Consider the following 19,275-nt stretch of genomic DNA (forward strand, 5'->3'; position numbering starts at 1 on the left):
TGGGCGGCATGCGCGTACGCTGACCAGACTCACGGTGGCATTCCACAAGGCCGGCGCAACAGAGGCAGGCCTGGAGTTCCTCCAGGGCATAGGCCCCGGCGGTGGCCGCCGCTCCGGCGCCCGCGATGAACGTACGCCTCGAACTGCCTGTGCTCGCCATGGCGATGCCCCCTCGTTACCGCTGGTAACAGTCACGTCCGGCGCAGGAGCATAGGGGGAGCACGTCAGGCTCGGAAGGCACGGAAAGTACCCGGTCGCACTATGGCGCGAAAGGTTCGCTCCCGGGCGCGCTGTGGGAACCTTGACTCCACCTCACGGGGAACAGGAGCCGCCGCATGTCGAGTGAGCCGCTTTCGCAGAAGGAGATCGAGGACCGGTTGCGGGAACTTCCCGGCTGGACCTTCGAGAACGACCGCATCTCCCGCACCTACCGGCTGGGCACGCACGTCGCCGCGAGCGCCCTCGTCGCACACATCGCCTCGGTCCAGGAGGAGTTGAACCACCACTCCAACCTGACCCTCGGCTACAACACCGTCGTGTTGTCGGTGAACACCCATGACGCCGGCGGAATGGTCACCGAGCGGGACTTCGCCCTCGCCGAGCGCGTCGAATCCCTCGCCCCCGCCCACGGCGCGAGCTGAGGACGACACACCCGCCCCTGTCGAGACCGCTCCTCGACTACGACGCCGAGGCCGACGCGTACGACGCCACCCGCGGCGGAACGCCCCGCGCCGAAGCCGCCGCTGCGGCGGTCCTCGGCCTGCTCCCGGCGCACGCGCGCACCCTGCTCGACCTCGGCTGCGGCACGGGCATCGTCACCGCCCGCCTCGCCCGCCCCGGGCTGCGGATCCTGGGCGCGGACACCTCGTACGCGATGGCCTCGACGGCGTGGCGCCGCGGGGTCCCGGTGGTCCTCGCCTCCGGGACCCGGCTGCCGGTGCGCTCGGGCTCGCTCGACGCCGTGAGCGCGGTGTGGCTGCTGCACCTGCTGCGGGACCCGGGCGTGGTGGCGGCCCTGGTCGCCGAGGTGGGGCGGGTGCTGCGTCCCGGCGGGGTCTTCGTCACCACCGTGGACAAGGACGCCGCGCACGACGTCGGCAGCGACATCGACGCCGTGCTCGCGCCGCACCTGACCGCGGCCCCGGCCGACTCCTCGGAGCAGGTCACGGCCCACGCGGCGCGAGCGGGCCTGCGGCCGTACGGGGAAGCCGAGTTCACCGGTCACGGACAGGGCCGCACCCCGCGCGGAGCCGACGTACCGCGTACGGAGCTTCGTACGCGGCTGACGGGTCCGCACCGGCGGTCCTACGGCGCCTGCTCCCCCAGCGGCTCCAGACGCCACCACTGGGACGGCGAGTCGGTGTCCTCGCCCTGCCGGGCCCGGCCCGCCTCGTCCGTCTCCAGCGGCAGGCCGCTGATGCACGCGATCAGGGACACCACCCCCGGAGCGTCCAGGTGCGCCTCGACGATCCACTCCTGCGCGCCGAAGGCGTTGGCCCGCCACACCTGCACCCGGGCCCCGCTGTCCGGGGAGGCGTTCGCCACGTCGAGGCGTCGGCCGTTGTCCTCGCTCACCACGTGGAAGACGCCGCCGCCGCTGTGCACCGGCGATATCCGCCAGCGGCGGGCGGCCTGCGGCGCGGGAGGCCCGTCGGGGCCCACCCGTACCCGCGAGGCGCCCTCCAGCTGGAGGACGAGCCCGCTGTCCACGTTGCGGATCCGGTAGACCCCTTCGGAAACGTTCACGTGCCCGCCCTCACGCGTCGAAGACGGCGGGATCCGGGCCGATCCGGCCCCCGGCCCGGCCCAGGGCGTCCAGCGCCGCCAGGTCGGAGGCGTCGAGCTCGAAGCCGAAGACGTCCAGGTTCTCCCGGATCCGGGAGGGGGTGACGGACTTCGGGATGACGATGGTGCCCTGCTGGAGGTGCCAGCGCAGCACGATCTGCGCGGCGCTGCGGCCGTGCTTGGCGGCGAGCGCGGCGACGACCGGGAGAGTGAGCAGTTCCTTGCCCTGGCCGAGCGGGGACCAGGCCTCGGTGGCGATGCCCAGCGAGGCGTGCAGGGCGCGCAGCTCCCGCTGGGGGAAGAGCGGGTGCAGTTCGATCTGGTTCACGGCCGGGACGAGCGCGCTCTCGGCGCCGAGCCGCTCCAGGTCCACCGGGCGGAAGTTCGACACGCCGACGGCCGTGGCCCGGCCACTCGCCGCGATCTCCTCGAAGGTCTTCCAGATGCCGAGGAAGTCGTCGCGCATCGGGCGCGGCCAGTGGATCAGGTACAGGTCGACGCGGTCGAGGCGCAGCTTGCCGAGCGAGTCGTCGAAGGCGCGCAGCACCTCGTCCCGGTCCCAGGTCCGCGACGGGCTGTTCCACAGCTTGGTGGTGACGAACAGCTCCTCGCGCGGTACGCCGGACGCGGCGAGGGCCTTGCCGGTGCCCTTCTCGTTGCCGTAGACGGCCGCGGTGTCGATGCTGCGGTACCCGGCCTCCAGCGCGGTCCCGACGGTCCGCCGCGCCTCGGCGTCCGGAACCTGCCAGACGCCGAAGCCGAGCTGGGGCATGAGCGTGCCGTTGTTGAGCTTGATGGTGGGGACCTGGTTCACGTCGGGTCGTTCCCTCGGGGTCGGTGGTGCGGCGTCGTACGCGGGGCCACAACCGGCCCCCCGAGCACCGTATTCCCGCCAACCGGCCGGACGGGGCGCGGGCGGGGCCCGCGGTCGGGATTCAGGACGTCCCCAGATACGCCTCCCGCACCAGCGGGTTCGCCCGGACCTCGGCCGCCGTCCCCTCGGCGAGGACCGTGCCGAGATCCAGTACGACGACCCGAGCGCAGAGGTCCATCACGAAGGCCACGTTGTGCTCGACCAGCAGCACCGCGCAGCCCTCCTCCCCGGCCAGCCGCCGCACCACCCGCGCGAGCTGCTCCCGTTCGGGCGCCGACATCCCGGACGCGGGCTCGTCGAGGAGCAGCACCCGCGGCGGATCGGCCACGGCACGGGCCAGCTCCACCATCCGCGCCTGACCGACCGGCAGCCCGCCGGCGTACGCGGGCGCGAGCGCCCCGATCCCGCAGTCCGCCAGCACCCGCTCGCCGCGCTCCCGGCGGGCCCGCTCCCGCGCCCGCCGGGCCGGCGAGGCCAGCAGATCGGCGGCGAGCCCGCCCCCGCCGCCCCGCCACTCCTGCGCCACCAGTACGTTGTCGGCCACGCTGAGCTGCCCGAACAGCTGCTGGCGCTGGAAGGTCCGGCGCATCCCGTGCCGGGCCCGCCAGACCGGGGAACGGCGGGTGACGTCCACTCCGTCGAGCAGCATCCGGCCCTGGTCGGGCCGCCTGATTCCGGACAGCACGTCGAAAAGCGTGGTCTTCCCGGCCCCGTTCGGGCCGATCAGTCCGCACACCTCCCCGGCCCGGACCCCGAGGTCCACCCCGGTCAGCGCCCGGACCCCGCCGAAGCGCACGCTGACGCCGCTCGCCTCCAGTACGTATCCGCTCACGGCGCCATCCCCAGGTAGGCCTCGGTGAGCCGGTCCGCCTCCACCTCGGCGCGGGGGCCGCACCAGGAGACCCGGCCCTGGGCGAGGTAGGCCACGGTGTCGGCGATCCCGAGGATCTCGGCGGCCTTCTCCTCCACCAGCAGCAGCGCGGTTCCGGCCGCGCGCAGCTCACTGAGCACCTCGTACACCTCGTCCACGACGCGTGGCGCGAGGCCCAGGGAGGGCTCGTCCGCGATCAGCACCTCGGGCGGCCGCTGCAACAGCGGGGCGAGGGCCAGCATCTGCTGCTCGCCGCCCGACAGGGCGCCGGCGCTCACCGCGCGCCGTTCCCCGAGCCGGGGGAACCGGTCGTAGACGGCGGCCCGGGCGTCGGCCTCCCGCAGGTAGAGGGTCAGATTCTCCTCGATGGTCAGGGCCGGGAAGATGCCGCGGCCCTCGGGGGCGAGCAGTACTCCGGCGCGGGACCGTCGTACTGCACCGTCACGTGTCATATTGCGCCCCGCCACGTGAACGGCCCCGCCCACGACGGGCAGCAGCCCGGCGGCCACCCGGCAGGCGGTGCTCTTGCCGGCCCCGTTGGGCCCGAGCACGGCGAGGATCTCGCCTCTGCGCACGGCCAGGTCGACCCCGTGCAGTACGAGCCCCCCGTCGTACCCGGCTGTGACTCCGCGCAACTCCAGGGCAGGCTGGAAGGCAGCCTCACCAGGGGGTGCCCCCGGACGGAGTCCGGCGGGGTTCGAGGCGCGCGGACAGGGGGGCGGAGCCCCCGCCGGGTCCGGGCGGATCCCGGTTTCGGGAAGGGGCGGGGTGGGGGAGGGACCGCCCGTAGGGCCCCCCGCTCGCTTCCGGGCCAACCGCACCGGCACCGCCGCGCAGTACCCGTCCGGATCGTTGGCCAAGGCCAACCCCGCCAGCCCGAACAGAATCACCGGCAGATGCGCCGACGAGGTCACGTAGTCCGCCATCACGCGCGGAGCCACGGCGAACACCAGCCCCGCCACCACGGCGTACGCGGGCCGCCGCACGCCCGCCGCCACCACGACCGCCAGCCACACCAGCCCCGTCATCGCGGTGAAGTCCGTGGCCGTGATCCGGGTGTTGTAGGACGCGTAGATCACGCCCCCGAAGCCCGCCAGACCGGCCGACAGGGTGAACAGCAGCAGCTTCGTGCGCAGTACGGAGACCCCGGAGGCCATCGCCGCGGCCGGAGCCGACCGTACGGCCAGCATCGCCCGCCCCGAGGGCGAGTCGCGCAAGGCGCTCAGCCCGGCGGCCACGGCGGCGACCAGCACCACGAGCGCCACCCCGAAGGCGCGGTCGTCGGACAGGTCCACGGGCCCGACGACGGGCCGGGGAACGGACCATCCGGCGTCCCCGTTGCGCAGCCAGCGCAGTTGGAACAGCACCTGGTCGGCCAGGAACGCCAGCGCCAGCGTGGCCAGCGCGAGCGAGCGCCCGCCGAGGCGCAGCGCCGGCAGCGCGACCAGCGCCCCCAGCAGCGCGGCGACGCAGGTGCCCACCGCCAGCGCTGCCACGAACGGCCAGCCGCGGCTCATCAGCAGCCCCGCCACGAGCGCGGCCCCGGTGACGAAAGTGGCCTGGGCCAGCGACACCATCGCGCCGAGGCCGGTCACCACGGTGAAGGACATGAACACGAGCCCGATGGCCAGTCCCTGCGCGAGCAACCCGCTCCAGAACGGTGTGGTCACGGTGTAAAACGCCACACACAACACTGCACCGCCACATGTCCACGCCCCCCACCGCCGCCCCCAGGACGCCCCGGCCAGATGGTCCACCGGCGGTGACTCGACCGCCGTGACCCCCGTGGCCCGCGCGCGCCGCGTCAGCACCAGCAGTCCGCCGAACAGGATGAGGAAGGGCACCGCCGTCCTGAACCCGGTGATCCCCTCGGCGAAGGACGCGTACCCGGCGACCAGGTTCTGCAGCACCCCGAGCCCCAGCCCGCCCGCGAAGGCGAGCGGCACCGAGGCGAACCGGCCGATGACGGCCGCCGTCGCCGACACGAACAGGAAGAGGGTGAAATCGTGCGCCGACAGCCCCAGCAGCGGGGTCGCGAGCACCCCCGCGAGCCCCGCCAGCCCCGACGCGATCATCCACGCCACCGAGGACAGCCGGTCGGCGCTGATCCCGCGCAGCTCGGTCAGGGACCGGTTGTCGACGGCGGCCCGCAGCCGCAGCCCCAGCCTGGTGTGCCGCATCAGCACCCACAGGGCCACCGCGACCACCGCCGTCACCACCCAGGTGATCAGCTGGTCGGAGTCCACGCCGACCCCGTCCATGAGCTGCCAGGACCTCGCGGGGCTCGGCCCCACCCCCGGCAGCCCGAACTGGTTCTCCGCGGGCCTCAGCGGAGCGCCCGCCTCCACCAGCAGCTCCACCACCCACAGCCCGGCCGCCGGCAGCGCCACCAGCAGGCCGATGGTCGCCACGATCTGGGCGCTCTCCCCGACCCGGGCGAGCCGCCGGAACATCAGCCGGTCCAGCCCCCACCCGAGCCCGGGGGCCAGTACGCACACCACCAGCAGCGCGGCCGGCACCGCCGGCCAGCCCAGCCCGGAGTGCAGCTCGTAGAAGGTGAGCGCGCACAGGTAGGCGGTGGCCCCGTGCGCGAAGTTGAACAGTCCGGAGGCCGAGTACGACAGCACCAGCCCGGTGGCCAGCAGCGCGTACAGGGCTCCGGACACCAGACCGCTCAGCACGAAGACGAGCAGATCACCCATCGTGTCGCCCCGCCCCTACGTGAAGGGGATGGGCTGGTGGCACTTGAACGGTACGGACACCTCGTACGCCCCGTTCTTCAGCTGGACGAGCGCACCGCAGCCGAAACTGTCCTTCTGCCCCTTGGGCTCCGCGCGGTCGCCGACGAGGGTTCCGGTGTCGGAGAAGCCCTGCGCGGCGGCCTGGAAGGACTCGACGGTCAGCGCCTTGCCCGCCTTCTGCGCGATGGCCAGGAAGAGGTCGGCCGACATGTACCCGGTCAGCATGTGCATGTTCAACGGCACGTTCTGACCGCCCGCGGCGGCCTTGATGTCGGCCTTGAACTGCGCCATCTTCGGATGCGCGGATTCGAAGGGCTCGAACTGGAGCAGCACGTGCACGCCGTCCAGGGCCTGCTTGGTGGTGTCCTTGGCGAGCAGCGCGGGGTCGTAGTCGGTCGGGTCGGACAGCAGCCCCTTGTAGCCGGCGCGCTTGAGCGCGGTGAACAGGCCGATGTTGTTGGGGGTCTGCATCACCGAGATGACGGCGTCCGGCGCCTTGCCGTCGGTGCCGCCCGCGCTGCTGAGGATCTCCTTCACGTACGCCGACCAGTCGCTCGGCACGGCGGTGGCGGGTACGGAGGCCTTGGCGTAGGAGACCTCGAACCCGGCGGCGGCGAAGCCCTGTCGGAAGGTCCGGATGCCGAACTTCCCGGCGTCGCTGTCGTTGGCGATGACCGCCACCGACTTGCCCCGCGCGCCGCCGAGCACCTGGGCGATGCCCTCGGGCCAGGTCTGGTTGAGGGTGCCGCCCGGGGTGGGAACCAGGCAGCCGTTGAACCCGTAGATGTGCTGGGGGCCGCAGAAGGAGGGCAGGGTGCCCCAGCCGAAGGTGGGGACCTTCTCCTGCTCCAGGAAGTCGGCGCCGGAGAAGGTGACCGAGCTCATGGGGGAGACGGCGAAGACCTTGTCCTGCTGGACGAGTTTGCGGGCGGCGGCCATGTTCTTCGCGGGGTCCTGGCCGTCGTCCTCGGCGCCGATGTAGTCGATCCTGCGTCCGTTGACGCCGCCCTCGGCGTTGGCTCTCAGGTAGCGGGCCCTGGCCCCGAGGTCGGTGTCCTTCTTGCTGTAGCCGCCGGCGCTGGTCATCGACACGATGCCGCCGACCTTGATCGCATCGGCGCTGACGCCGCGGGTGGTCCGGGCCGCGTCGCCGGGCTTGCCGGGGTCGGTCCCGTGGGAGGCGGAGTTGCAGGCGGAGACGAGCGCGAGCGTGGCCGCCGCGGCGGCCAGGGCGCGGATGGGTCGCGACATGGGTGGGATCCCCTCCGGTCGGAATCCCCGCATTCTGTGCGTGACCTGACGCACCGTCAATACGACTGACGAAGCGAAGTGACGACTCGTCAGATATCGAGTCCCGGCTGGTAGAGGGCCGCGACCTCCCGGGCGTACCTCTTCTCGATCGCCCGGCGCTTCAGCTTCAGCGACGGGGTCAGCAGCCCGCGTTCCTCCGTGAACTGCTCCGCCAGCACCCGGAAGGCGCGGATCGCCTCGGCCTGCGAGACCAAGGTGTTCGCGGCCACCACGGCCCGCCGTACCTCCGCCGTCAGCTCCGGGTCGCCCACCACCTCCTCGGCGCCGCGCTGCGCGAGTCCGCGCATCGAGAGCCAGTGCGCGATCCCTTCCATGTCCAAGGTGATCAGCGCCGCGATGAACGGCCGGTCGTTGCCCACCAGTACGCAATGTGACACCAGAGGGTGTGAGCGCACCCGCTCCTCCAGGGCCGTCGGCGACACGCTCTTGCCGTTGGAGGTCACCAGGATCTCCTTCTTGCGCCCGGTGATGGTCAGGTACCCGTCCTTGTCGAGGCGCCCCAGGTCCCCGGTCGCGAGCCAGCCGCCGCGCAGCACCTCCCGCGTCGCGCGCGGATCGTTCAGGTACCCGGAGAAGACGTGACCTCCGTGCAGCCAGATCTCCCCGTCGTCCGCGATGTGGACCGTGCTGCCCGGGATCGGCGGCCCCACCGTCCCGTACTTCGTCGCCCCGGGCGGGTTGGCGGTGGCGGCCGCGGAGGACTCGGTCAGCCCGTACCCCTCGAAGATCGTGATCCCGGCGCCGTCGAAGAACAGGCCGAGCCGGCGCGACATCGCCGACCCGCCCGACATCGCGTGCCGTACCCGGCCGCCCATGGCCTGGCGGACCTTGCCGTACACCAGCTTCTCGAAGAGCTGGTGCTCCATCCGCAGCCCGGCCGAGGGGCCGGGCCCGGTACCGAACGCCTTCTCCTCCCGCGCCTGCGCGTACCGCACGGCCACGTCCACCGCCCGGTCGAAGGGCCCCAGCCGCCCCTGCGCGTGCGCGGAGCGGCGGGCGGAGGCGAACACCTTCTCGAAGACGTACGGAACCCCGAGCACGAAGGTCGGCCGGAACGCGGCGAGATCCGGCAGCAGTTCGGCGGCGGCCAGCTCCGGCTGATGGCCGAGCTTGACCCGGGCCCGTACGGCGGCCACCTCCACCATCCGCCCGAAGACGTGCGCCAGCGGCAGGAAGAGCAGCGTGGAGGGCCGCTCCCCGGGGCCGGCCTGGAACACGGACTCCCAGCGGGCCACCATCGTGTCGGCCTCGAACATGAAGTTGGCGTGGGTGAGCACACAGCCCTTGGGTCGGCCCGTGGTCCCCGAGGTGTAGATGACGGTGGCGACGGCGTCGGGCGTGACGGCCCGGCGGTGGCGGTGCACGACGTCCTCGGCCACCGCCCGCCCGTCCCGCACGAGCTCCTCCACCGCCCCCGCGTCCAACTGCCACAGCAGGCGCAGCGCGGGCAGCCCCTCGATCACCGAGCCGACGGTCATGGCCTGGTCCTCGTTCTCCACGACGCACCCCGTGCAGGAGGAGTCGGAGAGGATCCAGTGCACCTGCTCCGTGGAGGAGGTCGGGTAGACCGGGACGGGCTGGGCGCCGATCGCCCACAGGGCAAAGTCGAACAGTGTCCACTCGTAGCGGGTGCGGGACATCACGGCGACCCGGTCACCGAAGCGGATCCCCTGGGCCAGCAGTCCCTTGGCGAGAGCGAGCACCTCGCCGGCCAGCTCCCGGGACGTCACATCACGCCAGACCCCGTCCTCCTTGCGGCCGAGCACCACCCGCTCCGGGTCCTGCCCGGCGTGCTCGAAGACGACGTCGGCCAGGCCGCCGACGGGCGCGCCCGCGACGACCGGCGGGACGGTGATTTCGCGCAAGCCCGCTCCTCTCCGTGGCAGCGCGGTGACGCTATCCCACGCCCACCGGGAGTTGATCAGCCTGCGGATACCTCCACAAGACCTCCTCAGCGCCGGCCCGGCCGGGATCTGCGGCCGGTTCCCCGGCCCGTCACGCCGTCCGGCTGAGGCGGTCCGCGCCCGAGAGGATCGCCGAGGCCAGGGCCTGCGCCGCCGGGCCGCCCGCGCCACCGCCCCGCGCACCCCGCAGCAGGGCGAACTCCACCGGCCCCAGCTCCGGCAGGCCCCCCACCCGGACCAGCCCCGGCGGGATCAGCCCCCGGGTGTGCGCCATCACGCCGAGCCCCGCCCGGGCCGCCGCGATCAGACCGCTGAGGCTGCCGCTCGTACAGGCGATGCGCCAGGCCCGCCCGTCCCGCTCCAGCACCTCCAGTGCCCTGGCCCGGGTGATCCCCGGCGGCGGGAAGGCGATCAGCGGCACCGGCCGCGCCGGATCCAGCCGCAGCCCCTCCGCCCCGATCCACACCATGCGGTCCCGCCACACGAGCCGGCCCCGCTCGTCCCCCGGGCCGCGCCGCTTGGCCAGGACCAGATCCAGCCGCCCGGCGTCCAGCCGCTCGTGCAGCGTGCCCGACAGCTCGACCGACAGCTCCAGATCCACCTCGGGGTGCTGGTGCCGGAACCCTTCCAGGATCTCCGGCAGGCGGGTCAGTACGAAGTCCTCCGACGCCCCGAAGCGCAGCCGCCCGCGCAGCCGGGTCCCGGTGAAGAAGGCCGCCGCCCGTTCGTGCGCCTCCAGGATGGTCCGTGCGAAGCCCAGCAGCGCCTCACCGTCCTCCGTCAGCGCCACGCTGTGCGTGTCCCGGAGGAACAGCGGCCGCCCGGTCGCCTCCTCCAGCCGCCGCACGTGCTGGCTGACCGTGGACTGGCGGACCCCGAGGCGGCCTGCGGCCTGGGTGAAGCTGAGCGTCTGGGCCACGGTGAGGAAGGTGCGGAGCTGAACGGGGTCGTACATGTTCATGTACCACATGATATTGCGCTGTGCGATGACAGTCAGTTCGGTGTGCGGGTTTCCCGATGACCGCCGACGCCGCGACCATGGGACGTGCCGCCGGGGCGCCGTCCCCGACCCCACGCCGCCCCGACAGCAAGTGAGCACCCGCGCATGCGACGCCCGCACCCTCCCGCCTGGCTGCCCCTGGACCCGTACGTCCTGGCCCTGCTCGCCACCGTCGCCCTCGCCGCGCTGCTGCCCGCCCGCGGCCCTGCGGCCACCGTCGCCGACGGCGCCGCCACCGCGGCCGTGGCCCTGCTCTTCTTCCTCTACGGCGCCCGGCTCTCCAGCCGCGAAACCCTCGACGGTCTGCGCCATTGGCGGCTCCACCTCACCGTCCTGGCCTGCACCTTCCTGCTCTTCCCGCTGCTCGGCCTGGCCGCCCGCGGCCTCGTCCCCACCCTCCTTTCGCCCCCGCTCCACAGCGGCCTCCTCTTCCTGTGCCTGGTCCCCTCCACCATCCAGTCCTCCATCGCCTTCACCTCGATCGCCCGGGGCAACGTCCCCGCCGCGATCTGCGCCGGCTCCTTCTCCAGCCTCGCCGGGATCCTCCTCACCCCCCTCCTCGCCGCCGCCCTGCTCGGCAACGGCGGGGGCGGCTCCTCCCTCGACTCCCTCCTCAAGATCGCCGTTCAGCTCGTCCTGCCCTTCCTCCTCGGTCAGCTGCTGCGCCGCCGGGTCGCCGGCTTCCTCGTCCGCCACAAGAAGGTGCTGGGCTACGTCGACCGGGGCTCGATCCTGCTCGTCGTCTACGCCGCCTTCAGCGCGGGCATGGCCGCGGGCGTCTGGAGCCAGGTGAGCATCCCGCGCCTCGGCGCCCTGATGGCGGTGGAGGCCGTGCTCCTCGCCGTGATGCTCCTCGTCACCTGGTACGGGGCCGGGCGCCTCGGCTTCGGGTGGGAGGATCGCGTCGCCATCCAGTTCGCGGGGTCGAAGAAGAGCCTCGCCGCCGGACTCCCCATGGCCAGCGTCCTGTTCGGGGCCCAGGCGAGCCTCGCGGTGCTGCCGCTGATGCTGTTCCACCAGATGCAGCTGATGGTCTGCGCGGTCCTGGCCCGCCGCCGCGCCCAGGACCCGCAGGCCCGGGACTCGGAGGCCCAGGACCCTCAACTCCCGGACGCCGATGTGGCGGAGGTCTCCCACACCGCCCAACACCCCACCCCGCCGGGCCGGTAACGTGCGGCGGTGACCTGGATACGCCCGCTCGCCGCCCGCGCCCCGCGCCCCTGCACCCTGGTGGTCTGCCGAGGCTGCTGCTGCGGGGACCCCCGCAAGAACCCCGGCTCCGACCACGCCGGCCAGCTCGCCCGGCTGCGCGAGGCCGCCGCCGCGTCCGGCGGCCGGCTGGCCGTGCGTACGAGCGACTGCCTCGGACCGTGCGCCCAGGCCAATGTCATCGTGGTCCAGCCCACCAGCGAGGCCCGCGCCCGCGGCGCCCGCGCCGTCTGGTTCGGCTGGGCCCTGGACGACACCGCGACGGACGAGATCATCGCCTGGGCGGAGTCCGGCGGCCCCGGCGGCGCCCCACTGCCCGCCACCCTGGACCTCCACCGCATCGACCCCCCGGACACGCGGCCGGCCCCGTCACCCCGCCGGGGCCGTCGCCGCTAGGGGGTGTCCCGCGGATCAGGGCCCGGCCATGATCCGCAGGACGCCCCCTAAGGGCTACGGCGTCCCGGGCAGGGCGATCCGCTGCTCACCCGCGTAGATGTTCATGTCGCGGCCGCGCAGGAAGCCGACCAGCGTCAGCCCCGACTCCAGCGCCAGGTCCACCGCCAGCGAGGACGGCGCGGAGACCGCCGCCAGTACGGGGATCCCGGCCATCACGGCCTTCTGCGCGAGTTCGAAGGACGCCCGGCCGGAGACCAGCAGCACCGCTCCGGCCAGCGGCAGCCGCCCGGCCCGGAGCGCCCGCCCGACGATCTTGTCGACGGCGTTGTGCCGTCCCACGTCCTCCCGTACGTCCAGCAGCTCGCCCTCCGCCGAGAACAGCCCTGCCGCGTGCAGCCCACCTGTGCGGTCGAAGACCTTCTGGGCGGCGCGGAGCCGGCCCGGCAGCTCGGCGAGGAGATCCGCGGTGACCCGTACCGGATCCGCGGCGATCCCCGGGAAGCGGGACGCCGTACGGACCGCGTCCAGGCTGGCCTTGCCGCACAGGCCGCAGGAGGAGGTCGTGTAGACGTTCCGCTCCAGGCTGATGTCGGGCAGGGGCACTCCGGCGGCGAGCTGTACGTTGACCACGTTGTAGGTGTTCGTGCCCTCCTCGGTCGCACCCTCGCAGTAGGTCACGGCCTGGACGTCCGAGGCGTGTGCGATCACGCCCTCGCTCACGAGGAAACCCACCGCCAGCGCGAAGTCGTCGCCCGGCGTCCGCATCGTGATGGCCAGCGGCTTGCCGCCCAGCCGGATCTCCAGCGGTTCCTCCGCGACGAGGGTGTCGGGGCGGACCCCGGCCACCCCGTCCCGGATCCGCACGACGCGGCGCCGCTCGGTGACGCGTCCCATGGCGATCAGCCCACCCGTTCCGTTTTCGTCCGCATCTGACGAGCACATTCTCCCGGATCCGTGGCATACGGGGTCCCCGGCAGGAGATTGCTCGGAATTCTCCAAATTCCGGTGCCGGAATCCTGTCGGGTCACGCGCACCCGTACCGACGGGTAGCAGGCAAAGCTGGGAGATCCTGACTGTCGTACAAAGGGGGACCCCGCCCATGACCGGTTCACGCGTGGTGGCGCTAGGGCACTACCAGCCCGCGAAAGTGCTCACCAACGAGGACCTCGCGGCCATGGTCGACACGAACGACGAGTGGATCCGGTCCCGGGTCGGCATCCGGACCCGCCACATAGCGGGCCCCGAGGAGCCGGTCGACGAACTGGCCTTCCAGGCCGCCGGCAAGGCTCTCGCCCACGCGGGCCTGACCCCCGACGACATCGACCTCGTCCTGGTGGCCACCTCCACCGCCATCGACCGCTCGCCCAACATGGCCGCCCGTGTCGCGGCCAAGCTGGGCATGCGCGGCGGTCCGGCCGTCATGGACCTCAACGTCGTCTGCTCGGGCTTCACCCACGCCCTGGCCACCGCCGACCACGCGATCCGGGCCGGCTCCGCCACCCGCGCGCTGGTCATCGGCGCGGACAAGATGACCGAGATCACCGACTGGACCGACCGCACCACCGCCGTGCTGACCGGTGACGGCGCCGGCGCGGCCGTCGTCGAGGCCTGCGCGGAGCCCGGCATCGGCCCCGTCCTGTGGGGCTCCGTGCCGGAGATGGGCCACGCGGTGCGCATCGAGGGCTCGCCCCCGGTCTTCGCCCAGGAGGGCCAGTCCGTCTACCGCTGGACCACCAGCCAGCTCCCGCCGCTCGCCCGCAAGGTCTGCGAGAAGGCCGGGATCACCCCCGAGGAACTGGCCGGTGTCGTCCTGCACCAGGCGAACCTGCGCATCATCGAGCCGCTCGCCGCCAAGATCGGCGCCGTCAACGCCGTCGTCGCGCGCGATGTCGTCGACTCCGGCAACACCTCGGCGGCCAGCATCCCGATAGCGCTCTCGAAGCTGATCGAGCGCGGCGAGATCCCCTCCGGCGCACCGGTCCTGCTCTTCGGCTTCGGCGGCAACCTCTCGTACGCGGGCCAGGTCATCCGCTGCCCGTAGCCCGGCCCGCGAGCACGTGGCCGCCCACGGCGAGACGATGCGTCCCGCCGTGGGCGGCGGCGTATGCGTGCAGGTCAGCGCGGCGTGGCGGACCGACGGCCGCTCGGATATGTGGTCGGAGGCCCGCCGATCCTTTGCTATTGTTGTCCATGTCGCCGCGGGAAACCGGGGCCGACCACCTGGTCCGGGTGGCGGAATGGCAGACGCGCTAGCTTGAGGTGCTAGTGCCCTTTATCGGGCGTGGGGGTTCAAGTCCCCCCTCGGACACCAGAATCACTCAGCTGAGACCCCACTTTTCGTGGGGTCTTTCGCGTTTCCGACGTGTACTCACATCCGCAGGACCACCAGTCCGTCCGGTGCCGGGAGCGTGCCCGGGACGACCTGGGTGAAGGTGTGCGGGAGCGAGAGGCGCGGCCGGTCGGGGTCCGGCAGGGTGTCCGCGTCGAAGAGGTAGGCGGCGGCCGCCGCCGGGTCGCTGACCAGGTGGGGACCGTCGGGCGCGGCGGCGCCGGCACCGGTGCTGGTGATGCGGGTCAGGGGCGTACGGAAGAGCCTGCCCAGGTGGCGCAGCGTCTCCGGGGTGATGTGGGTCGGCGGGCCGGGCGGGGTCGTCCGGTCCGGGCCGGTCAGGCCGGCCGTCGGCGCGTCCGGGGGGAGGGCGCCGGTCAGCAGGAGGGCCAGGAGCACCGGGACCGCCTTGCGGCGCAGGGCTTCGGTCGCGGAGCGCAGACGGTGGACGTGCGTCGCGGGCAAGGAGAGGGCGAGGCTCCCGGCGGCGTCCCCGGTCGCGATGGGGACCGCCGAGCAGACCACCCCGGGCGAGTATTCGCGCAGGTCGAAGACGGGAGCCCCGGGGGCCACCGCGTCCAGGGCACTGAACAGCACGCGGCTGTCGGTGATGGTCTGCGGGGTGAGCCGGGCCGGACGGTGACGGGCCACGTGGTCGGCCCGCCCGTCGTGGTCGAGCTGGGTCAGCAGGCACTTGCCGACCGCGCTCGCGTGCGCGGCCGCCCGGAAGTCCACCCACTCCCGCACCGGAGGCGCCCCCGGCCCGTCCGCCATCTGAGTGATCCGGACCTCGCCGTCCACGTACCGGCTGAGGTAGACGGCGGCGCCCGCGCTGTCGCGCGCCAGCGCCAGGGTGCGCTGGAGCTGCCGCGCCAGCCCCAGTCCGCCCGGGGCGGCGAGCCGGTCCAGGGCCGGGCCGCGCGCGTAGATCCCGGCGCCCGGCCGGTACGCGTACTCCTCCTCGCACAGCATGCTGAGGAGCGGGCCGAGTTCGGCCTCGGCCAGGCCCGCTTCCCGCGCCAGCCGACCCGCCGGGACTCCCAGCGGACGGCGTTCGAGGACCCGTACGACGGCCAGCGCGCGGCGGGCCTGCGCCAGGGCCTCGCCGGTGTCGGCCTGGACGACGGTCCCCCGCGCGGCGGACGTCAGCGAAGGGTGGCGCAGCGGGCCCTTGCCCGGGCGGGGCCACGGCGCCGCGAGCGGGGGCGGCGGCCGGAACGCGGCCAGCACCGACGGCAGCCCCGGCCGGGGCAGCGGCACCGGCCCCAGGTCGGGATCGTCGCGCTGGTCGACGTAGCGCAGGACGGCGGCCTGTGCGCACAGGCGCACCTCGCGCAGTTCGCGGCGCCCGCTCGGCCGGAAACCCCGGCCGGCCAGCTCGCGCGCCCAGACGCGGGCGTCGTGGTGCTCGCCGCGCCGGGAGTGGTCGAGGAAGAGGCAGTAGGCGGCCGGCGCGGTGCGGGCACTGCCGGAACCGGCGGCGAACTGCCACCAGAAGCGGGAGCCCTCACGCAGGCCGGCCAGGTGCAGCAGGCAGCCGAAGACGACCGCCCCGGGCAGGTCGGCGTGCCGGCCGGCGACGAAGCGGCCGAGGTCGCGCTCGGCCCGGGGGTCGCAGACCACGGCGAGGCAGACGGCCTTCAGGTCGCGGCGGGCGCGCTCGGCGTCGAGCGGGCAGTCCCGGGCGGGGTCGCTCCAGCCGAAGGGGCGGCGCCGGGTCCGGGGCGCGGCGGGGGTGGCGCCGGGTGCGCGGGGGAGGCGCAACAGGCGGGCCTCGGCAGCGCCGAGGTCGTAGTGGCGGTAGCGGTCGCGGACGCCCGCCCGGTCCAGGAACTCGGCCAGTGCGCGGGGGATGCCGTCGCCGTTCCGGCTCTCGCGCCGGCTCATGATTCGGCGGACGCGTCGAGCAGCCGGGCCAGTCGCCGGTGCGCCTGGCCGAGCTGCGAGCGGACCGTGGCCTCGTCGACGCCCATCACGGCGGCGGCCTCTCCGGGCGTGCACTGGAGCCCGTAGCGCAGCATCACGGTGTCCCGTTGGCGTTCGGCGAGGCGGGAGACGGCCGAGTAGAAGCGGATCGTGTCGGTCAATACCTCGTACTGATCGGCGTGGGCCTCCTTCAGGGCCGCCTCGAAGGCGCTGATGTCCAGCGGGTCCGGCTGCCGGCGGCGGGGGTCGAGACGTCGCTGCCAGTCGACGATCCGCTGCTTGAGGACGGTCCAGGCGTAGGCGTCGAGGCGGTCCATGTGGAGCATCCGGAGCCACTCGTTCATGATCGAGTCGAAGGTGGCGTCCACCGCGTCCTCGGCCGCCGCGTCGGAGCCGAGCTGAAGGTACGCGAAGCGCATGTACGCGGGCCGCCGGTTGGCGTGGAAAGCCCAGTAGGAAAGGCGCGCGGTCGGATCCCACTGGCTCATCGGCGTCGGCTGTGGCCGCCGGCTCGGCAGTCCCACGGCCCCACCGGACTCCTCCGGTCCGCCATCGTTCACCGTTCCCCACCTCATCCCTGTGCGGGGGGCCATCAGATCAGCGCGGGCGCGCCCATAGGGCGCAGAGAAGAAACCTGGCAGGAATACGTTTGGTGATGACCGCTTCTTGATCGATGGCGACCGGACGGAGGCGAGGCGGGCGCGCGGACGCATATGCCCGACCGGGGGGAGAGGTGCACGGCGTGCGACCGGCTGCGCCGTGCGCCCCGCTCTGGGGGGCCGGCGCGGGCGGTGGGGCCCGGTCCGGTCGGGGGCACGCGGTGCCCGCCTGTAACATGGGCCCATTGCGAGGGCCGTGACGGAGAGGTCACTGCCCTCGCTTTTGCGTTGTGCCCACCCGGAGAAATGCGGCGCGTGCCCTTTCGGCGGTTCGATACGATGAACCGCATCACAATCCGTCACGGCACATTGTCACCGTATGAATCCGCATAAATCCGTATAAACGAAACGAATGAATGGAGCATCCGAGGATGGCTCGACACCTGATCACCAGCGCGCTTCCGTACATCAACGGGATCAAGCACCTGGGCAACATGGTCGGGTCGATGCTTCCGGCGGATGTGTACTCCCGGTACCTCCGCCAGCGCGGCCACGACGTCCTGTACATCTGCGCCACCGACGAGCACGGCACCCCCGCCGAACTCGCCGCCAAGGAAGCCGGCATCTCGGTCTCCGATTTCTGCGCGCAGGCCCACGACGCCCAGAAGGCGGTCTACGACGGCTTCCAGCTGTCCTTCGACTACTTCGGCCGCAGCTCTTCCGAGCAGAACGTCGAGATCACCCAGCACTTCGCGCGGCAGCTCCAGAAGAACGGCTTCATCGAGGAGCGTGCGATCCGGCAGGTGTACTCGCCCGCCGACGGCCGCTTCCTGCCGGACCGCTACGTCGAGGGCACGTGTCCGCACTGCGGCTACGACAAGGCGCGCGGCGACCAGTGCGAGAACTGCACCCGCGTCCTCGACCCCACGGACCTGATCGAGCCGCGCTCGGCCATCTCCGGCTCCACCGAGCTCGAGGTCCGCGAGACCAAGCACCTCTTCCTCCTCCAGTCCAAGCTCCAGGTCGAGGTCGAGGCCTGGGTCGCGGAGCACGAGGAGGAGTGGCCGCAGCTGGCTTCCTCCATCGCCCGCAAGTGGCTGACCGAGGGCCTGCACGACCGCGCGATCACCCGCGACCTCGACTGGGGTGTCCCCGTACCGGCCGACACCTGGCCCGAGCTGGCGGCCGAGGGCAAGGTCTTCTACGTCTGGTTCGACGCCCCGATCGAGTACATCGCCTCCACCAAGGAGTGGGCGGACGCCGCGGGCGACACGGACGCGGCGGGCCGCGACTGGAAGTCGTGGTGGTACGAGGCCGAGGACGTCCGCTACACGCAGTTCATGGCCAAGGACAACGTGCCATTTCACACTGTGATGTTCCCGGCCACCGAGCTCGGCACGCGCGAGCCCTGGAAGAAGGTCGACTACGTCAAGGCCTTCAACTGGCTGACGTACTACGGCGGCAAGTTCTCCACCTCGCAGAAGCGCGGCGTCTTCACCGACCAGGCCCTCGAGATCCTGCCGGCCGACTACTGGCGCTACTTCCTCATCGCGAACGCGCCCGAGTCCGACGACTCGTCCTTCACGTGGGAGCACTTCACCGCCACGGTCAACAAGGACCTCGCCGACACCCTCGGCAACTTCGTCAACCGCGTGCTGTCCTTCTCCCGCAAGCGATTCGGCGACGACGTCCCGGCGGGCAACCCGGCCGGTGAGGCGGAGGCCAAGCTCGGCGAGCAGATCGCCGAGCTGCTGGCCGAGTACGAGGGCCACATGGAGGCGCTCCAGTACCGCAAGGCCGCGGCCGCGCTGCGCGCCCTGTGGTCGGCCGGAAACTCCTACCTGGAGGAGAAGGCCCCCTGGCTGGAGATCAAGACCGACCCGGAGGGCGCGGCGCTCACCCTGCGCACCGCGATGAACCTCATCCACCTCTACTCGGTGGTCTCCGAACCCTTCATCCCGGCCTCGGCGCGCGCCATGCGCTCCGCGTTCACGCTCGCCGACGACACCGCGGCGTGGGTGACCCCGGAGCAGGCCAGGTCGCTGGACGCGGTCGCGGCCGGCACCCCGTTCACCGTGCCGCCGGTGCTCTTCGCGAAGATCACCGAAGAGGACCTGGACTCCTACAAGGAGCGCTTCGGCGGTTCCCCGGAAGCCTGAGGCCCGAGCTGAGGCCCGATAGCCAGTGGCTCCGGCTCCCGGAGGGGCGCGACCTGCCGGCGGGGGGCCCCCCCCGCCGGCCACCCCCCCCCCCCCCCCGCCCGCCGGGGGGGCCCCCCGACTGCTGTTCGCCGACATGCACCCGAACCTGCGCTGGCAAGGCGGAGAGTT

14 protein-coding genes, 1 tRNA gene and 2 pseudogenes are annotated in these 19,275 nt (G+C 72.8%); 7 read left to right on the forward strand and 10 right to left on the reverse strand.

Going from position 1 to position 19,275, the window contains the following annotated elements; translation table 11 throughout:
* Positions 1-335: 335 nt before the first annotated feature.
* Positions 336-641: a 4a-hydroxytetrahydrobiopterin dehydratase gene (locus ACWDYJ_RS33165; RefSeq protein ID WP_451569316.1), complete on the forward strand. Its 306-nt coding sequence runs from the start codon at positions 336-338 to the stop codon at positions 639-641.
* Between the two features lie 143 nt (positions 642-784).
* A pseudogene (locus tag ACWDYJ_RS33170) lies at positions 785-1,024 on the forward strand (class I SAM-dependent methyltransferase); the annotation flags it as partial.
* Positions 1,025-1,305: 281 nt separating this feature from the next.
* Here ACWDYJ_RS33170 and ACWDYJ_RS33175 read toward each other — a convergent pair.
* From ACWDYJ_RS33175 to ACWDYJ_RS33205, 7 genes are all read right to left on the reverse strand, one after another.
* Positions 1,306-1,746, reverse strand: a complete 441-nt coding sequence (locus tag ACWDYJ_RS33175) for an RICIN domain-containing protein (RefSeq protein ID WP_451569317.1) — start codon at positions 1,744-1,746, stop codon at positions 1,306-1,308.
* A gap of 10 nt (positions 1,747-1,756) precedes the next feature.
* Positions 1,757-2,599, reverse strand: coding sequence for an aldo/keto reductase (locus ACWDYJ_RS33180; protein WP_451569318.1), 843 nt, complete (start codon positions 2,597-2,599; stop codon positions 1,757-1,759).
* A gap of 121 nt (positions 2,600-2,720) precedes the next feature.
* On the reverse strand, positions 2,721-3,491 hold the full coding sequence (locus ACWDYJ_RS33185) for an ABC transporter ATP-binding protein (protein WP_451569319.1): 771 nt from the start codon (positions 3,489-3,491) through the stop codon (positions 2,721-2,723).
* On the reverse strand, positions 3,488-6,232 hold the full coding sequence (locus tag ACWDYJ_RS33190; RefSeq protein WP_451569320.1) for an ABC transporter permease subunit: 2,745 nt from the start codon (positions 6,230-6,232) through the stop codon (positions 3,488-3,490). Before ACWDYJ_RS33190 ends, ACWDYJ_RS33185 begins: the two co-directional genes overlap by 4 nt.
* Before the next feature lie 15 nt (positions 6,233-6,247).
* Positions 6,248-7,522 carry an ABC transporter substrate-binding protein gene (locus tag ACWDYJ_RS33195; RefSeq protein WP_451569321.1) on the reverse strand — a complete coding sequence of 425 codons (1,275 nt, stop codon included), beginning with the start codon at positions 7,520-7,522 and terminating at the stop codon, positions 6,248-6,250.
* An 89-nt stretch (positions 7,523-7,611) separates the two neighbouring features.
* The gene (locus ACWDYJ_RS33200) at positions 7,612-9,447 is read right to left on the reverse strand and encodes an AMP-dependent synthetase/ligase (protein ID WP_451569322.1); all 1,836 of its coding nucleotides are present in this window, start codon (positions 9,445-9,447) and stop codon (positions 7,612-7,614) included.
* A gap of 130 nt (positions 9,448-9,577) precedes the next feature.
* The gene (locus ACWDYJ_RS33205; RefSeq protein ID WP_451569329.1) at positions 9,578-10,441 is read right to left on the reverse strand and encodes a LysR family transcriptional regulator; all 864 of its coding nucleotides are present in this window, start codon (positions 10,439-10,441) and stop codon (positions 9,578-9,580) included.
* A gap of 150 nt (positions 10,442-10,591) precedes the next feature.
* On the opposite strand from ACWDYJ_RS33205, the gene ACWDYJ_RS33210 reads away from it, so the two are divergent.
* Both ACWDYJ_RS33210 and ACWDYJ_RS33215 read left to right on the forward strand, forming a co-directional pair.
* A complete protein-coding gene (locus ACWDYJ_RS33210) occupies positions 10,592-11,656 on the forward strand; it encodes a bile acid:sodium symporter family protein (RefSeq protein WP_451569323.1) in 1,065 nt (354 codons plus the stop codon).
* A 9-nt stretch (positions 11,657-11,665) separates the two neighbouring features.
* Entirely contained in the window at positions 11,666-12,091 is a 426-nt protein-coding gene (locus ACWDYJ_RS33215) for a (2Fe-2S) ferredoxin domain-containing protein (RefSeq protein WP_451569324.1), read from the forward strand.
* Between the two features lie 54 nt (positions 12,092-12,145).
* Here ACWDYJ_RS33215 and fdhD read toward each other — a convergent pair whose 3' ends face one another.
* Entirely contained in the window at positions 12,146-12,985 is an 840-nt protein-coding gene (fdhD, locus tag ACWDYJ_RS33220; protein WP_451569325.1) for a formate dehydrogenase accessory sulfurtransferase FdhD, read from the reverse strand.
* Between the two features lie 205 nt (positions 12,986-13,190).
* On the opposite strand from fdhD, the gene ACWDYJ_RS33225 reads away from it, so the two are divergent.
* Together ACWDYJ_RS33225 and ACWDYJ_RS33230 are read left to right on the forward strand one after the other, a co-directional pair.
* Complete coding sequence (locus ACWDYJ_RS33225; RefSeq protein WP_451569326.1) at positions 13,191-14,132, forward strand: beta-ketoacyl-ACP synthase III; 942 nt, start codon at positions 13,191-13,193, stop codon at positions 14,130-14,132.
* A gap of 182 nt (positions 14,133-14,314) precedes the next feature.
* Positions 14,315-14,402, forward strand: a tRNA-Leu gene (locus tag ACWDYJ_RS33230).
* Positions 14,403-14,798: 396 nt separating this feature from the next.
* On the opposite strand, the pseudogene ACWDYJ_RS33235 reads toward ACWDYJ_RS33230, so the two are convergent.
* Together ACWDYJ_RS33235 and ACWDYJ_RS33240 are read right to left on the reverse strand one after the other, a co-directional pair.
* Positions 14,799-15,518 (reverse strand): annotated as a pseudogene (locus ACWDYJ_RS33235) (IclR family transcriptional regulator domain-containing protein); the annotation flags it as partial.
* A 785-nt stretch (positions 15,519-16,303) separates the two neighbouring features.
* Complete coding sequence (locus ACWDYJ_RS33240) at positions 16,304-16,834, reverse strand: RNA polymerase sigma factor (RefSeq protein WP_451569327.1); 531 nt, start codon at positions 16,832-16,834, stop codon at positions 16,304-16,306.
* A gap of 542 nt (positions 16,835-17,376) precedes the next feature.
* Between ACWDYJ_RS33240 and metG the strand changes: the two genes are divergently transcribed.
* Positions 17,377-19,104, forward strand: coding sequence for a methionine--tRNA ligase (gene metG / locus ACWDYJ_RS33245; RefSeq protein ID WP_451569328.1), 1,728 nt, complete (start codon positions 17,377-17,379; stop codon positions 19,102-19,104).
* Positions 19,105-19,275 lie beyond the last annotated feature (171 nt).

The sequence above is a fragment of the Streptomyces sp. NPDC003042 genome, assembly GCF_053591315.1.

Bases quoted from the DNA above. Each gene is read 5' to 3' on its own strand.
- ACWDYJ_RS33210 (WP_451569323.1), top strand. From the start codon at position 10,592: ATGCGACGCCCGCACCCTCCCGCCTGGCTGCCCCTGGACCCGTACGTC.
- ACWDYJ_RS33225 (WP_451569326.1), top strand. From the start codon at position 13,191: ATGACCGGTTCACGCGTGGTGGCGCTAGGGCACTACCAGCCCGCGAAA.
- fdhD (WP_451569325.1), bottom strand. From the start codon at position 12,985: ATGGGACGCGTCACCGAGCGGCGCCGCGTCGTGCGGATCCGGGACGGG.
- ACWDYJ_RS33205 (WP_451569329.1), bottom strand. From the start codon at position 10,441: ATGTACGACCCCGTTCAGCTCCGCACCTTCCTCACCGTGGCCCAGACG.
- ACWDYJ_RS33190 (WP_451569320.1), bottom strand. From the start codon at position 6,232: ATGGGTGATCTGCTCGTCTTCGTGCTGAGCGGTCTGGTGTCCGGAGCC.
- metG (WP_451569328.1), top strand. From the start codon at position 17,377: ATGGCTCGACACCTGATCACCAGCGCGCTTCCGTACATCAACGGGATC.
- ACWDYJ_RS33240 (WP_451569327.1), bottom strand. From the start codon at position 16,834: ATGAGCCAGTGGGATCCGACCGCGCGCCTTTCCTACTGGGCTTTCCAC.
- ACWDYJ_RS33165 (WP_451569316.1), top strand. From the start codon at position 336: ATGTCGAGTGAGCCGCTTTCGCAGAAGGAGATCGAGGACCGGTTGCGG.
- ACWDYJ_RS33195 (WP_451569321.1), bottom strand. From the start codon at position 7,522: ATGTCGCGACCCATCCGCGCCCTGGCCGCCGCGGCGGCCACGCTCGCG.